Origin of the sequence: Marinobacter sp. bablab_jr003 (assembly GCF_016464245.1) — a bacterium.
Classification (GTDB): domain Bacteria; phylum Pseudomonadota; class Gammaproteobacteria; order Pseudomonadales; family Oleiphilaceae; genus Marinobacter; species Marinobacter vinifirmus.
The window spans coordinates 141,180-155,692 of sequence record NZ_JADARC010000119.1; the positions used below are offsets into that span (position 1 = coordinate 141,180).

The 14,513-nt window shown below is 61.6% G+C and carries 14 protein-coding genes; 8 read left to right on the plus strand and 6 right to left on the minus strand.

The features are described 5' to 3' along the window. The first annotated feature begins 3 nt into the window (after positions 1 to 3). The 3 genes from H3Z84_RS12885 to H3Z84_RS12895 are packed head-to-tail and all read left to right on the plus strand — an operon-like array spanning position 4 to position 4,528. A complete protein-coding gene (locus H3Z84_RS12885; RefSeq protein WP_228285847.1) occupies positions 4 to 3,549 on the plus strand; it encodes a response regulator in 3,546 nt (1,181 codons plus the stop codon). Next, positions 3,542 to 4,087 carry a hypothetical protein gene (locus H3Z84_RS12890; RefSeq protein WP_022990480.1) on the plus strand — a complete coding sequence of 182 codons (546 nt, stop codon included), beginning with the start codon at positions 3,542 to 3,544 and terminating at the stop codon, positions 4,085 to 4,087. The genes H3Z84_RS12885 and H3Z84_RS12890 overlap by 8 nt, the downstream gene beginning before the upstream one ends. Positions 4,088 to 4,114: 27 nt before the next feature. Further along, positions 4,115 to 4,528 (plus strand): response regulator, encoded by a 414-nt coding sequence (locus H3Z84_RS12895; RefSeq protein WP_022990481.1) that lies wholly within the window; start codon positions 4,115 to 4,117, stop codon positions 4,526 to 4,528. A gap of 20 nt (positions 4,529 to 4,548) precedes the next feature. Here the strand turns inward: H3Z84_RS12895 and H3Z84_RS12900 are convergent, their stop codons facing one another. Next, complete coding sequence (locus H3Z84_RS12900; protein ID WP_036220218.1) at positions 4,549 to 4,821, minus strand: hypothetical protein; 273 nt, start codon at positions 4,819 to 4,821, stop codon at positions 4,549 to 4,551. 547 nt (positions 4,822 to 5,368) lie between these two features. Between H3Z84_RS12900 and H3Z84_RS12905 the strand changes: the two genes are divergently transcribed. After that, positions 5,369 to 5,605, plus strand: a complete 237-nt coding sequence (locus tag H3Z84_RS12905) for a hypothetical protein (RefSeq protein ID WP_036220219.1) — start codon at positions 5,369 to 5,371, stop codon at positions 5,603 to 5,605. On the opposite strand, the gene H3Z84_RS12910 is transcribed toward H3Z84_RS12905, so the two are convergent. Further along, complete coding sequence (locus tag H3Z84_RS12910) at positions 5,574 to 6,086, minus strand: hypothetical protein (RefSeq protein ID WP_199457906.1); 513 nt, start codon at positions 6,084 to 6,086, stop codon at positions 5,574 to 5,576. The genes H3Z84_RS12905 and H3Z84_RS12910 overlap by 32 nt on opposite strands. A 149-nt stretch (positions 6,087 to 6,235) precedes the next feature. Here H3Z84_RS12910 and queC point away from each other — a divergent pair, with 149 nt between their 5' ends. Together queC and queE are read left to right on the plus strand one after the other, a co-directional pair. Continuing rightward, on the plus strand, positions 6,236 to 6,901 hold the full coding sequence (queC, locus tag H3Z84_RS12915; RefSeq protein ID WP_036220221.1) for a 7-cyano-7-deazaguanine synthase QueC: 666 nt from the start codon (positions 6,236 to 6,238) through the stop codon (positions 6,899 to 6,901). After that, positions 6,901 to 7,557: a 7-carboxy-7-deazaguanine synthase gene (gene queE, locus H3Z84_RS12920; RefSeq protein ID WP_199457729.1), complete on the plus strand. Its 657-nt coding sequence runs from the start codon at positions 6,901 to 6,903 to the stop codon at positions 7,555 to 7,557. The genes queC and queE overlap by 1 nt, the downstream gene beginning before the upstream one ends. Position 7,558: 1 nt before the next feature. Here queE and H3Z84_RS12925 read toward each other — a convergent pair whose 3' ends face one another. The 4 genes from H3Z84_RS12925 to H3Z84_RS12940 form a co-directional block, all read right to left on the minus strand. Next, positions 7,559 to 8,602, minus strand: a complete 1,044-nt coding sequence (locus H3Z84_RS12925; protein ID WP_199457730.1) for an AraC family transcriptional regulator — start codon at positions 8,600 to 8,602, stop codon at positions 7,559 to 7,561. 136 nt (positions 8,603 to 8,738) lie between these two features. Then, the gene (locus tag H3Z84_RS12930; protein ID WP_199457731.1) at positions 8,739 to 9,626 is read right to left on the minus strand and encodes an alpha/beta fold hydrolase; all 888 of its coding nucleotides are present in this window, start codon (positions 9,624 to 9,626) and stop codon (positions 8,739 to 8,741) included. Between the two features lie 93 nt (positions 9,627 to 9,719). After that, on the minus strand, positions 9,720 to 11,480 hold the full coding sequence (locus H3Z84_RS12935) for an ExeM/NucH family extracellular endonuclease (protein WP_199457732.1): 1,761 nt from the start codon (positions 11,478 to 11,480) through the stop codon (positions 9,720 to 9,722). A gap of 9 nt (positions 11,481 to 11,489) precedes the next feature. Continuing rightward, complete coding sequence (locus H3Z84_RS12940; RefSeq protein WP_094624548.1) at positions 11,490 to 12,392, minus strand: helix-turn-helix transcriptional regulator; 903 nt, start codon at positions 12,390 to 12,392, stop codon at positions 11,490 to 11,492. A 240-nt stretch (positions 12,393 to 12,632) separates the two neighbouring features. Between H3Z84_RS12940 and H3Z84_RS12945 the strand changes: the two genes are divergently transcribed. Beyond that, positions 12,633 to 13,916, plus strand: coding sequence for an MFS transporter (locus H3Z84_RS12945; RefSeq protein WP_036220224.1), 1,284 nt, complete (start codon positions 12,633 to 12,635; stop codon positions 13,914 to 13,916). A gap of 171 nt (positions 13,917 to 14,087) precedes the next feature. Then, complete coding sequence (locus H3Z84_RS12950) at positions 14,088 to 14,513, plus strand: MarR family transcriptional regulator (protein WP_022990491.1); 426 nt, start codon at positions 14,088 to 14,090, stop codon at positions 14,511 to 14,513.

Below are 14,513 nucleotides of genomic sequence, written 5' to 3' on the forward strand. Positions count from 1 at the left end.
ATTTTGCAGCAACGGTTCGCCCAGGCCGGGATTCCGGTGCTGGTCCTGTTTCTTGTACTGGCAGCCCTGATTCTGCCGGCCCCGGCCATGGCCCAGGATGCCTGCCGCAGTGGCGAAGTCCGGCTTGACCGGAACACCGGTGCCATCCGTGACCTGGGCGGATGCTTGCGGTACCTGGAAGATCCGGACCAGAGCCTGTCGATTGATCAGCTCAGATATCTTGAGGCCGAAGCCTTCACCCAGCATGAATCCGGCGTGCTCAACTTCGGCTACACCGAATCTGCCTACTGGACCCGCTTTGACCTGAGTACCCATGCCCTGCAGGGCGAGACCGACTGGATACTGGAGCTGGCGCTACCGCTGGTGGACAGCGTCGAGTTGTTTCTTGAGCGGGATGGCATGCTGGTAGACCAGCGCCAGGCGGGCTACCAGGACAACTGGGAAGACCGCGACCTGGCCGTGCCCAACCCCACTTTCCGGCTGAAGCTGCCTCCTGACAGCCGCACGCGGGTGTTCCTGCGCATCACCAATACCAACACCTTCCGCCTGCCCATCACCCTCTGGCACCCGAACGAATATATCGAGAAAGTTTCCATCGATGAAGCGGTGCGCGGGGTGCTGCTGGGTGCCATCCTGGCGATCCTGGCCTACAACCTGTTTGTGGCGGTGTCGGTGCGCGAACGCAGCAACATCTACTATGTGCTCTACCTGGTGGGTGCGGCGGTGTTTATTTCTACCGAGCAGGTCCACGGCGTTCAGCTGCTGGATGAACGGCCGGCCTTGCTGAACAAGGATTACCTGCACTACCAGATCATCCTGACCTGGTTCTTTGGCCTGCTGATGGCCCGCTCCCTGCTGGAAACCCGTGAGCGCTCGCCAGACCTGGACCAGGTGCTGCGGCTGTGCCTGTATTCGGTGGTGCTCACCTTTGGCCTGTCCATCTTCATGCCCTATTCGGTGGCGATGGAATGGATCGTGCTGGATTCGATCCTGCTCAGTATCATCCTGATTGTGGTCAGTTACCTGTCCTGGCGTTACTACAACCCGGCCGCCCGGGCCTATTTCTACGCCTGGACCATGGCGCTGATCGGCTTTGGTATCTATGCCCTGACGGTGATGGGCTACCTGCCGCTGAATACCTTTACCACCTACGCCCCGCAGTTCGGGCTGACTGCCCAGATCATCCTGTTCTCCTTTGCTCTGGCCGACCGCATCAAGCAGGTGCAGGGTGAAGCCATGGCCTGGAACCGCCGGGCCCTGGCCAACCTGGGGCGTTACCAGTCGCTGTTCAACAACGCCATCGAAGGCGTGTTCCAGATGTCACCGGAGCGGAAATTTGTGACCGCCAACCCGGCCATGGCAGAGCTTCTGGGTTACAACAGCAGCCGTGAACTGCTGGATGAAAATCCGGACGTGCTGGAAACCTGCATAGCCGATGAGCGCCTGCGGCGGCTGGTGGTGGAGCAGCTGGAAGCACGGGGCACGGTTAAAGGCATCGAAGCCCGGTATTTTACCCGTGAGGGCGAGGAGCGCTGGGCGACCATCTCCTTGCACACCGCCTACGATGCCGAGGGCATGCCGGTGCACCTGGAAGGCACCTGCATCGATGCCACCGAAAGCCACCAGCGCCAGCAGATCGAACGTGAACGGGAACAGGAACGGCTGGAGAAAGAGCTGGCCCGCAACTCCGCCAAGGCCAAGAGCCAGTTCCTGGCCAACATGAGCCATGAAATCCGGACGCCGCTGGCGGCGATCATCGGTTACGGCGAAACCCTGCTGGACCCGGACCTGGACGACCGGGAAAAGCGCAGCAGCGCTGAAACCGTGGTACGCAGTGGCCGGCACCTGCTGGAGCTGGTGAACGATATCCTGGACCACTCCAAGATCGACGCCAACAAGCTGGACGTGGATGTGGTGCCGGTGAACCTGCCGGAGTTGCTGGATGAAGTCCGCGCGTTCTTCGAGCCGCGGGCCCGGGAGAAAGGCCTGGATTTTCGCATTGTCTGCGAGTATCCGCTGCCAGAGCAGATCTGCACGGACCCCACCCGATACCGGCAAATCATCATCAATCTGTGTGCAAATGCGCTGAAATTCACGGAAAGCGGCTCGATCTCCCTGGTCATCCGCTGTGATCGCGAGGCCGAAACCCTGATTGCCCGGGTGGTCGATACCGGTATTGGCATGAAGCCGGAGCAGCTGGAGCGGTTGTTTGATCCGTTCGCCCAGGGCAGCACGGCTATTTCCCGCCAGTATGGTGGCACCGGGCTGGGGCTGAGTATTTCCCGCCGGCTGGCGGAGCTGCTGGGAGGGGATATCCGGGTAACCAGTACCTACGGCGAGGGCAGCGAATTCGAGGTTTCCATCAGCACCGGCAGCCTGCAGCAGGTGCACTTCCTGCGGGATGCCTCGGAATTCAGCCAGCGCCGACGGGCCATTGCCATGGTGCTGGCACCGAGGTTGTCGGGCCGGATCCTGTGTGCCGAAGACAACGAAGTGAACCGGCGGCTGGTATCCCTGCTGGTGGCCCGTACCGGCGCCGAGCTGGTGCATGTGGCTAACGGTGCCGAAGCCCTGGAACGGGTAAGGCGCGAAGACTTCGACCTGATCCTGATGGATATCCAAATGCCGGTCATGAACGGCCGGGATGCCACCCAGGCGATTCGTGAAGCAGGTATCAATACGCCCATTATTGCCCTTACGGCTAATGTTATGGCCGAGGATATTGCGGAATATCGGATGGCCGGCTGTAACGAGCACCTGGCCAAGCCGATCGACAAGCAGCGGTTCTACGAGATGCTGGCCCGCTACCTGACCCACTGCCCGGAGCCGGTTACTGCTACGGACAGGAGCTATTCCGGCCGGGTTCTGGTGGCCGAAGACAACGAGGACAACCGCCGGCTGGTGGAGCGCATGCTCCGGCGCCTGGGCCTGGACCCGGTTCTGGTGGCCTCGGGGGATGAAGCCGTGCGCCGCGCACTGTCGGATACCGTGCACCTGGTGTTGATGGATCGCCACATGCCGGGAATGGACGGCGTGGAAGCTACCCGCCTGCTTCGCCAGGCCGGATTCCGCCGGCCCCTGATAGCCTTCACCGCAGGTGACCAGGCCGAGAACGAAGCCCTGCTGGCAGCCGGCTGTGATGGCGTGCTCAACAAGCCCATCGACCAGAGCCACCTGCAGGCCCTGCTGGATCGCTATCTGGGAGCGCAGACCGTGGACAGCTCAGGCCTTGATGATGACCTGGCGCACCTTGTTTCCCGCTTCCTGTCAGGCCTTGCGGAGCGCCAGCGCCGTATGAAGCTGGCCCTGGGTGACCGGAATGTTGACGTGCTGCGCACCGAGAGCCACCAGATCAAGGGTACGGCCGGTGCCATGGGCTACCCGATGATGACGGAACAGGCGGGCAGGCTGGAGCAGTGCCTGCGACAGAGTGAATACGACTGGCCGGAAATCGCACAACGGCTGGAACAACTGAACCATATGATTGACCAGGCTCTGAAGGCACTGGTTTCAACCACCGGTACCCGACAGGAACAGACCCATGAGTGACCAGAATCGCCCCCAGGAACACAATTCACTGAGCATGATGTACGGCACCTACGCAGACGTGCTGTTTGTGCTGTTTCCGTTTCTTGTCATTGCCATGCAGCGGCTGTGGAATGGCAATGTCTATGAAACCCTGATGCGGGCGGACCTGAGCATTGCCGCGACCATCATGGCAGGCCTGGCCATCGGCAAGTTTGTGCTGGGGCTGGTGACCAACCGCGATCTGGGCCGGTACAAGGAGCGCATTGTCTTTTTCATTGCCCTGACCTTGTTTGTGGTGCTGGGGCCGTCCATCATTCTGATGTTGAGTATCGTGGGCAATACCGAAGTCCCGGGGTTTGTGGCCTTTGTGCAGCCGGTGCTGCTGATTGTGGCCATTTCGTTGTACACAACGGCGGTCAGCATCAGCAATATACTGGTGCGGGAAGGGGCCGGAGCCGGCGAGGGTGCCGACAGCCGGCCAGCCGGCGAGCGGGAACAGGGCCGGCCGGGCCCGGCACCGCTGGAGCTGCCGCGCAAAACCGGCAATGACTCATTCTGAGTAACGGGACACAACAGGAGAGAATGGATGACGGATCTGAGAGTACTGGTGGTTGAAGACGAGCCGGTCATGCGCGAGCGGCTGGTACAGCTGCTGTACAAGGCGGGCGCAACGCTGGTGACGGAATGCAGTGATGCGGCTTCGGCCAGGGCAGCGTTCGACGCCAGTGAATACCAGATCATTCTGCTGGACCTGGGGCTGCCGGACGGCAACGGCCACGAGTTGATGACCCGCTTCAAGGAGGTTCGCAAGGAGCAGCACATCGTGCTGGTAACGGCGGATGATTCGATTGAGAGTATCCAGCGGGCAATCAGTGCCGGCGCCAACGGCTACGTGGTCAAGCCCTATTCCCAGGAAAAAATTCACGATGTGGTGAGTAACTACGCCATGGTCCACGGTGGCGACATGGCGCAGATGCAGGGGCTGAACCGGCACCACTGACCGGTCCAGCCTGCGTTGGCTCAGGCCACCTGGCGGGCAATCCAGGAGTTGTAACGGGTGGCCAGTGCACGCACATAGCGGGCCTCGGCGCCGTCCAGGTTGCTCAGCACGCCCTTGAAAATCCAGCCACGCTCGTACAGACCCAGCACCCGCTGCTCGTCATCCAGGTTGACGCGCTGATTCAGTTTCTTGCAAATCGCATCCAGCAGCGGCAGCTTTTCCGGACGTTTGATCGGTGCCTGCCGGTTGGTCATTGGCTGGTTGGCTGCCCGTGTAGTCGGATGTCTTCTCATGATCTTCTCCTTGTCGTTTTGCGGCTGCAAAAACAGAAAACCCCGGGGCCTGAGGCAACCGGGGTCTGGCAGAGAAGCTGCCCCGGTCGCTGCAATGGCTCCCGGGACTGACCGAAAGCCGTTAGATGTCTTTCACCATGGCGCGCACGGATTGCCCTGCTTGGCAACCGGCGGTGGTAATAACGGTGTACTTGGTAATCATTCTGGACCTATCGGCTCTGTGATTTCGGTTCGGTATCAGTGTATCGGCAATTGGCCGGTTTGCAATAGCCTCCGCCATTCGGCAAACCCGTACAGACGCCGTGGGCTCTCGGGGCCATAATTTGTTCCGTCACGTGTTTTTACGTTGTGCAATCCTCGATGCCTCCGTATCAGGTATCGGATGGATCTCTCCTTTCTACGCAGCCCCCATGGGCTGCGTTTTTTTTCGCCTTCGGAAACTTCGTAGCCACTAGTCCCTACAGCCAATTCCGGCCGGATTGGCGATAATTTGCACACCAATCAAGTGGTACACCTAAACCGAATACAGAGGTTGAAACCGAAGAAAATGCCCGAAGACCCTGCCCCCGCCCGCAACAAGTTCCGTTCTGATTTTATCGTTGAAATCGCACTGCTCGCCGCCGTTGCCGTTTACCTGGTGATCGCCCAGGGGCAGTCTGTGGGAGACAACCTGAGCTTCACCGTTGTGGGCGCCAGCCTGATGGCCCTGGCCACTTACTGGACCCTGCATACAGCCCGGGATGGCCTGGAAGTTATTGCACTGAGGCTTCGCCCCGGGAAGTAAGTTTTTGCCAGGTGTGGTGCAGGATCAGGGCGTCGTTGGCGGCCCGGTGAACCGGCAGGCCCAGTTCGGCAATCACCTGCTGGCGCGCGCCGGACCAGTGCCGGACCTGGGTCTGGTCGAGCAGCATGGAGATAGACTCCAGCTGGAAGGCCGGTGTTTCCCCGGCGGCCCGGTACAGGCGATGCAGCCAGAAGCTGTCGAAGGTCCAGGCATCACAGAACACCTGCCCTGACAGCAACCCGTTCAGCTGTTCGACAACCTCGGCTACCGGCCGGCCTTCCTGCTCCAGCCGGCTGCGGGAGATACCGTGAATGGCCTCGGCACTGTCGGACCAGTCCTGCCATTGCCTGTTGGGGCGGATCAGCCAGCTGTGCAGGGCGCCGTCAGGCAGGCACAGGCCAACCTCGATCGGGTAACTGGCGATCAGGTCAAGGCTGGAGGCCTCGAAGTCGATAAACGCTGGGCTGGAATCCGGTTGCATCAGGTGTCGGTTCTGGTTCATTGTCATTTTCTCCCGAGTTTACCGCCGATCCTGCGTTGACGCGAACCCAACCGGTGTTTGCGCTGTTACAATACCGCTCAGCTTTGAACACCCCGTGACACACCCCCTGCTATTGTGGTGAGAATCCCATGACTGACACTGTTGTCGTTATTTATTCCGGAGGCATGGACTCGTTTACCCTGCTCCACCTGGCCCGTTCCCGGGGCCTGAAGGTCCATGCGCTGTCGTTCAATTACGGCCAGCGCCATGTACGGGAGCTGGAGGCGGCGCGCGCCGTGTGCCAGGCCGAGGGTATTCCCCACAAGGTGATTGATATCCGCGCCATGAGCGAGGTGATGGCCGGTTCTTCCCTGACTTCGGACGCCGAGGTGCCGGAAGGTCACTATGAAGAAGACTCCATGAAGTCCACTGTGGTGCCCAACCGCAACATGATTCTGCTGTCCCTGGCCACCGGCTACGCGGTAACCGTGGGCGCGGGGGCTGTCTGGTATGGCGCCCACGGCGGCGATCACGCCATCTATCCCGACTGCCGTCCGGAATTTGTGGAGAAGATGGACGCGGTATGCCGCATCGCCAATTACGAACCGGTGGGTATCGAAGCGCCGTTCATGGCCATGGACAAGGGCGAAATCCTGGCTGAAGGCCTGAAGCTTGGCCTGGATTACAGCCAGACCTGGACCTGCTACAACGGCCGGGATAAAGCCTGCGGCCGTTGCGGTTCCTGTGTCGAGCGGCTGGAAGCGTTCGCCGCCCACGGCCTGGAAGATCCGCTGGCCTACGAGGACAATGCCTGATGTACCGGGTGAAAGAAGCCTTTTACACCTTGCAGGGCGAAGGCGCCCAGGCGGGCCGGGCGGCGGTGTTCTGCCGGTTCAGCAAATGCAATCTGTGGAATGGCCGGGAGCAGGACCGGGCGACCGCGGTGTGCAATTTTTGCGATACCGACTTTGTTGGTACCGGTGGCCAGAACGGCGGCCGCTTTGAAACCGCCGAGGCGCTGGCGGCCCATATCCGCAGCCTGTGGCCGGACGCGCCTGGCAAACCCTATGTGGTGTGCACCGGGGGTGAGCCGTTGTTGCAGCTGGATGAGCCGCTGATTGCAGCCTTCCATGCCGAGGGCTTCGAAGTGGGCGTGGAAACCAATGGCACCCTGCCGGCGCCGGACGGTATCGACTGGCTGTGTGTGAGCCCCAAGGCGGACGCCGAGGTGGTGATTACCGAGTGTGATGAACTGAAGCTGGTCTTTCCTCAGTCGCTGGCCCCACCGGAGCGCTTTCTGGGCATCCGGGCCCGGCATTACTTTTTGTCTCCGATGGCTTCGCCCTCGGTGCCGGACCAGGGCAATGATCCGGTCAAACAGAGCAATACCCGCAAGGCGACCGATTACTGCCTGGCCCATCCGCAATGGCGCCTGACCCTGCAGATGCACAAGATTCTGGGCATCGACTGACTCAGGCGGTTTTCCGGAAACCGGTTTCCCGGGCACGGAAGTGGCTCGGGCTCAGGCCGGTCCAGCGTTTGAAGGCACGGGTAAAGTTGGCGGCATCGGCGTAGCCCAGGGCATCGGCAATCTGGCTCAGGTTCATGCCGGTGGTGCCGAGCAGGTCCTGTGCCCGCTCCAGCCGCACCTGGTCGACCAGGTTCTGGAAACTGGCGTCTTCTTCCTGCAGCCGGCGCTTGAGCGTCCGTTCCGAGACAAACAGGGTACTGGCCACCCGGGCCAGTTTCGGCGGGAACGGATGGCTGGTTTCGATCACCCTGCGCACCCGGCAGGCAAAGCCGGCGTCTTCCGTGAGTTGTTTCAGTGCTTCTTCACACTGTTCCCGCGAGCTCTCTGCCAGCTGTTCATTGCTGAACCGGACCGGCTGTGCCAGCTGGCTGACGGGAATTACCAGGGCATCCTCATGGGCGCCATATTCTACCGGCACGCCCACCACCCGACGGAAACGGTGGAAGTGATTCGGCTCCGGGCCGCGCCGGAGAATCCGGGTACCGGGCACCGCAGCCCCGGTCAGTTGGGCTCCCATGGATACGCAGCCGTACAGCACAGCATCCAGCACAAAGCCCTGCAGCGGCCCCAGTTCGACATCACAGAACACGGTGTAACGGGCGTTCTGGCCACTCAGGTGCTTTTCTACTTTCAGGTGCGGTGCCCGCAGTGTCAGATAACGGGTCATCAGCTCCAGCGCTTCTTCCAGGGTAGGGCTGCTCATCACCGCAGTACCCAGGGCTCCGTGCAGGGGCAACCGGAGTTCCCTCGCCAGCATGATGCCCAGGCCAGGTTCGCCGCTTTCGATGATCGCCCGGGTAACAAATTCACTGGCCTGGGCCTGGCTGACCCGGAGATCGGTGGAGTTCAGGCGGGCCGGGTCCAGGCCGACCCGGAGGATCAGATCCCGCTCGTCGACGCCAATGGTGCGGAGCAGCTCGGCCAGGGTATGCAGGTAGATGGCCGGCATACCCAGGTCCTGTGCAGTAGAAACGGAGGCGCGCATGGGTTTCCTCGTCAGTGTCTGTTGTTGTTATGCAAGGGAGTCAGTCACAGATTATGGCCTTTTGCCGTGCCCGACCCCATGACTCCAGTGACGGGTCAACGGGCCGGAGAGGCCAATTGCCTGTATGCCGGCCCTGTCACTGACTGTGCCGGCGAATAAAGTCTTCCAGTACCCGGGCCGAGCGGCCGGGTTTCTCCAGCATGGGCAGGTGGCCCACGCCCCGGAATACGTGTACCTCGGCATGGGGCGTGGCGGCTCCGAACCAGTCCACGCAGCGGGTGGGCGTGATAACGTCTTTGTCGCCCCATTGCACCTGCAGCGGCGGGGTTTCGGTTCCCAGATAGCGGGCCGGTGCCAGCGGGTCTGCCAGCATGTCGTTGAAAATATGGCGCAGGGAATCCCGGCGCTGCAGCAGGTCTGGCCCCAGCAGGCCGGTCATGGCCAGGCCCGGCAGGGTCGGTTTGCCGTTGCCGACGCTGTTGAACATTCGGTAGACCCCGCTCCAGTCCCGGGGAATGAGGATGGCATCCCGGTCGGTTTTGAACGGTGCGTTGAGGTCGGCGTCCGGCTGTTCCGGTATGCCGGCACTGTTCAGCAGGGTGACGGTACGCGGTGGCCGGTCGAGCGTGTGCGCCATCACCGAGGCAATGGCGCCGCCCATGGAACTGCCGGCAATGTGCAGGTTGTCGGTGGCATAGCCTGACAGCCATTGTCCGAGCCGCCGGGCCTGGCTTTCATAGCGATAGCAGGCGTCTGGCCGGTACTGGCTTTCTCCCAGGCCGGGCACATCCGGCACCAGCAGGTGCCAGTCTGCGGGTAGCATCTGCATCCACAGGGCCCAGTTTTCTTTCATGGCGGCAAAGCCGTGAATCAGCACCAGGGTCGGCTTGCCCGGTGTCGGCCGGCCCCGCTCCAGAAACACCAGCCGGTGTCCGTCGACCAGGGCCTCCTTGCGGCGGGCGCGCAGTAACCAGCGCTGGCCGGTGCGGGCGGCAGGCCACAGATTGGGGGCAGGAATTCTCATGGGGACAACCTCGTAACAACAAACCGGCTCCCAGTGTAACGGGCTGTGGCCGGGGAGCTATTGCCGGGTTGCCTGTGCTGGCGGTCGGTCGGGTCAGTTATTGCCCAGATGGATGTCGGTGATCACCGGATTGTGGTCCGAGGCCCGCCACGGCTGAGGGCCTGACAGGGCGGAGCGCTGGTTGTAGGCAAGTGCCCGGGCTTCATCGGCATTGATGTTCCAGGTTTGCGCGTGGCGGACCCGAGGCTGCAAGTGCCTGTCGGCCAGGCTGTAATCGAGCGAGCCCTTCTCACCCCGGTAACGATAGCTGTGGTAGGCGCAAGCCTCCGGCCCGCAGGGGTAAAAGCGATGTACCTGGCTATGGTATCCGGCCTGTCGGAATCTCTGAACCGGTGTTTCCATGGCATAGCTGTTGAGGTCGCCGGTAATCAGGGTGCCGGCGAATCGGGCGGGAGCGGGCAAGGAATCCAGCCAGCGGATCAGCGCCCCGGCTTCTTCGCTGCGGCGATGGCTGTAGCAGCCCTGACCGTCTTGCCGGTCGGTCTCCTGGCCGGAGGCTTGCCGGCAGGATTTGGATTTCAGGTGCGGCACCACTACCTGTAAAGCATCACCGCCGGCTGCGGGGCGAAACGCCTGTGCCAGTGGCGGACGGCCCTGGTGCCGGAATGTACCGGAGCGCAGCCGGTGCGGCTGACCGGCCGGTACAACCCGGTCTGTGCGGTACAGCAGTGCGGTACGAATGGCATCGGAGCCGTCCTGCCCCGGGGTCCTGATGAATGCCCATGGTTCTCCGAGCGTCTCTACCAGTTGCGTGATAGCGCTGTCCGGGCCGTAACCGTCGTTTTCCAGCTCACTGACCGCAAGGATGTCCGGCTTGGCCTGCAGGATGGCACTGCGCAGCCGCGAGGCCTGCACCTCCAGTTGCTGAAGGGATTCGGCACCTCTGGGTGTCGGGAAGCCGTTGCCCCGGCCATTGCCGTTAAAGAAGTTCTGCAGGTTCAGGGCCATGACCCGGACATGGTTCCGGGCCGGAGCCGGTGGTGCGTCTGGGCGGGGATTGTTGCGCTGGAACCGGGGCATTACGGACGGTTGCAGGCGCCACTGGCTGAACCGGAAATCCAGAACGCCTTCAAGCCGGGTTACCCGGTCGCCGGCGCGCAGGGGTGCATCGTCGGCAAGGTTGTTCAGCCAGGGCACGGGGTTGGGCTGGCGCTGGCTTTTGCCGTCGTCCAGAAGTACCCGGTGGAGTTGGTTACGTTGGCTTCGGGCAGCGGCTTTGGCGCCCGGGGGCAGGTATTCGGTGGGCGTAACCTGATCGGAGCTGGCCAGGGTGAGTTCGCCATAGCGGGCCAGGTTGTAGTGGTCGATGATGGTCAGGGGCTGGCTGAACCTCACGCGCATGTTTTCCAGGTGTTCCGGTGCCTCGGGCCAGGGCAGTCTGACCTCAATGGGTTCCGGGAGTGGCGCGGTACCGCAGACCTTAAGATTCCGCACAGCCACCAGCTCGGTCAGCCCGTGGAACTCCTTGACGGTGCCGGTCACCCGCAGCCGTTGCCCGGGCTTGCCGGTTTTTTTGCGGGTGTAGATAAACAGGGCTTCGGAGGTGGCGGGGTTGTTATCGGTTTCGTGGTCGGCCTGTTGCAGGTAAAAGCCGTTGAAGCCTCCGGGTTCCCGGGCGTCCCGGGTAACTATGCCTTCTACAGTAACGGTTTGTCCGGCCAGGGGAGAGCGGGTGCCATCAGACTGGATGCGATGGATGGGGGTTGCCGGATCGCCACAGGAGGCCGCCGCCGCTGCAGGAAGCAGGGCGGCGAGGATCAGGCTGATAAGGGGTATTCGTTCTGGCTTGGTCACCGGGCCAGTCTAGCAGAGACCGGCAACCGCTTTGAGTGCCCGTTCCCGTTTGCTGCCAAAGCCGAGTTGGTCGGGATTGGCCAGTTCCACCTGTTGCACCAGCGGGTCCGGGTGCAGGTTATCCAGCGTAATGCCCATGCGTGCCAGCACATAGGGTGCCAGGGCGGCGCGGGTTTCAAGGTGCAGCCTGCCCTGTTCCATGCCGTAGTCATTGGCAATGATCTGCTGCTGGGCTTCGGTCAGCCGCTGGTCGGGGGTAATTTCCAGGCTTACCATGCGCTGCCAGTCGTCATCCTGGCCGGCGGTTTGCCGGGCTTTCTGGCGCAGGGCTTCCGGGTGCCCCTGGAAACGGCTCAGGGCAAAGTCCCGGAACTCGCGGTTGGCATGGCACCAGGCGCGAACGTGCCAGTTATTGCCGGTACACACCAGGGTATGGGGTTCCAGCAGGCTTTCAGCGGCTTCTGGGCGGCTCAGGGAAATATAGCTGGCGCGCAGCTGGCGGCGGTAACGGGTTGCGGTTACCACCGCACGCATGGTTTCCGGCGCAACGTGGCGGCAGGGCTCCACGACCACGGTGTTGCCGGGCAGGCCCAGATCCAGCTCCGAGAAGGTGGCCCCGAGCCTTTGCTGGCGGGCCAGCAGGTCATGGTATTCGCTGACCTGGCCATGGGTGACCACCGGTTTGAAATCCCGGGCGGGGACATAGCCTTTAAGGTGCCGGTCGTAGACCAGGTTGCCCGGTGCCAGCTCCCGCAGGTAGGTATTGATGTCTTTGGAAGCCTGCTGCCGGCCGATTCCGAAACTGTGGCAGATGTGGTTGGTGGTCAGCCGACCTTCCCACAGTGCGATGGTTTCGATGAGTCGATAGCGAAGCAGCAGATCCCAGCGAATGGGCCAGTCCGTTTTCTTCATAACCAGGCGCTCACGATCCAGTAATTTGCGTGGCATTCATGTTACCCGCTCCCGTCACCGGGGTGTGTTACGGCCCATTAATGTAAAACATTGTCAAACGGGGCGCCAGCAGCGCCTTCGGTTTCGGCAAGTGCCTAGTGGTGCCGGCTTGGTGTGGCTGGTTAAATACCTGTCTGCAGCAACTTTTAAGGCTGCTATCTTTTATTGATTCCAATCCAGATTTCCCAGCCGGAGTTGCCGATGACCCGAATGGTCGTTTCTTTGTCTGCCTTGATCATGAGCATTGTGCTCCTGGTCAGCGGTAACGCCTTCCTGATGACTCTGCTGGGTATCCGGCTGAGTATCGAGCAGGTGTCTCCGGACGTGATCGGCTGGGTACTGGTGTGCTATTCCATCGGCTTTGTACTGGGCACGTTGTATGTGCACAAGATTATTGGCCGTGTGGGCCATATCCGTGCGTTTGCGGTGTTTGCGGCGATGGCGGCGGTGGCCGCATTGTTGTATCCGATGGCAGTGTCCACCCTGTTCTGGGCGGTGTTGCGGGTATTGTCCGGTTTCAGCGTGGCCGGCGTTCTGGTGGTGATCGAAAGCTGGTTCTCCAGCCGCGCCACCAACAGTAATCGCGGCGCCATGTTTGCCGTGTACCAGATTGTGTTCTACCTGTCCGCCGCCGGCGGCCAGCTGATCGTGAATGTGGGTGACCCTGCCAACTTCCTGCCGTTTTCACTGGCCGCTATTTTACTGGCCCTGGCCCTGATTCCGCTGTCCCTGACCCGCATGGAAGCCCCGGTGATCGAGCAAACTGCCCGGATGTCGGTGTTCAAGCTGGCCCGGGAATCTTTCTCAGGGGTTGCCGGGGCGCTGGTCAGCGGGGTGCTGATTGGTGGCTTCTATGCCCTCGGGCCGGTCTACGCCACCCTGGTGGGGCTGGATGTGGCGAAAACGTCCACCTTTATGGCCAGTGCCATTGTTGCCGCCATGCTGCTGGCCTGGCCGCTGGGCCGGGTGTGCGACCGCTTTGACCGTCGTCGCGTGATGTTCTGGGTGGCCCTGGCGGCTGCCAGTTCGGCGGGCGGTGTGGCGGTGCTGGGCGCCGGCAACCTGGCCTTGCTGACCCTGCTGGTGGGGCTGTTTACCGGATTGTCTGCCACCCTGTACCCGATTGCTGTGGCTATTGCCAACGACCGTATGGACAGCAACCGTATCGTGGCCGCCAGTGCCACCCTGCTGCTGAGCTATGGCATTGGCAGTGTCATCGGGCCCATCGCCATGGCCGAGCTGATCAACCAGCTGGGGCCGTCGGGCCTGTTCTACGGCAATGCCGGTTTCCTGCTGGTCCTGGCTGTAATCACCAGCTACCGCATTACTCACACCGACGATGTGCCGGTCGAGGATCAGGAGCACTTTGTGCCCGCCATGCCGGAGGCTTCTCCGGTACTGGCCGAGCTGGATCCGCGGAACGAGGATTTCCACGAATCTCCGGAAGTGGAAGAGATGCAGGAAGAGTTGCGCCAGGCTGGCTGACGCAACTTGCTGAAACTTTCGGTTATCACCGATTATATTTTCACTTCGGTATCTGTATTTAAATCAACGATTAGCATACTATTGGTGAATATTCAGCAATAGTAAGTTTTCGTCAGTTCTTGCCCGGGCGTGGTTTGCCCCGGAGCAGATCAGCCTCAGGAGTAGATTGTCATGAGAGAACAGTTCCCCTTTGCCGTTGCCCGGGTTACCCGCCGCTGGCGTAAAATGCTTGATGAACGCCTGAAAGACCTCGGTGTTACCCAGGCCCGCTGGAGCACCATGTTCTACCTGCAGGAAGGCGGCGAAGGCCTGACCCAGCGCGAACTGGCGAGCCTCATGGCCATCGAGAACCCGACCCTGGTGCGCCTGCTCGACAGCCTGGAACAGCAGAACCTGATTGAGCGCCGCCCTTGCCCGAACGACCGCCGGGCCCGTCGCCTGCACCTGACCAAGGCGGGTGTGGACTTTATGGAAGAGCTGACACAGAGAGCCTCCGACCTTCGGGAGGAGATGCTTGAAGGGATTTCCGACAAGGATCTCGAGTGCACCCTGAAGGTGTTCCACAAGATCATGGAAAACGCTGAAAAGCAGAAGTAA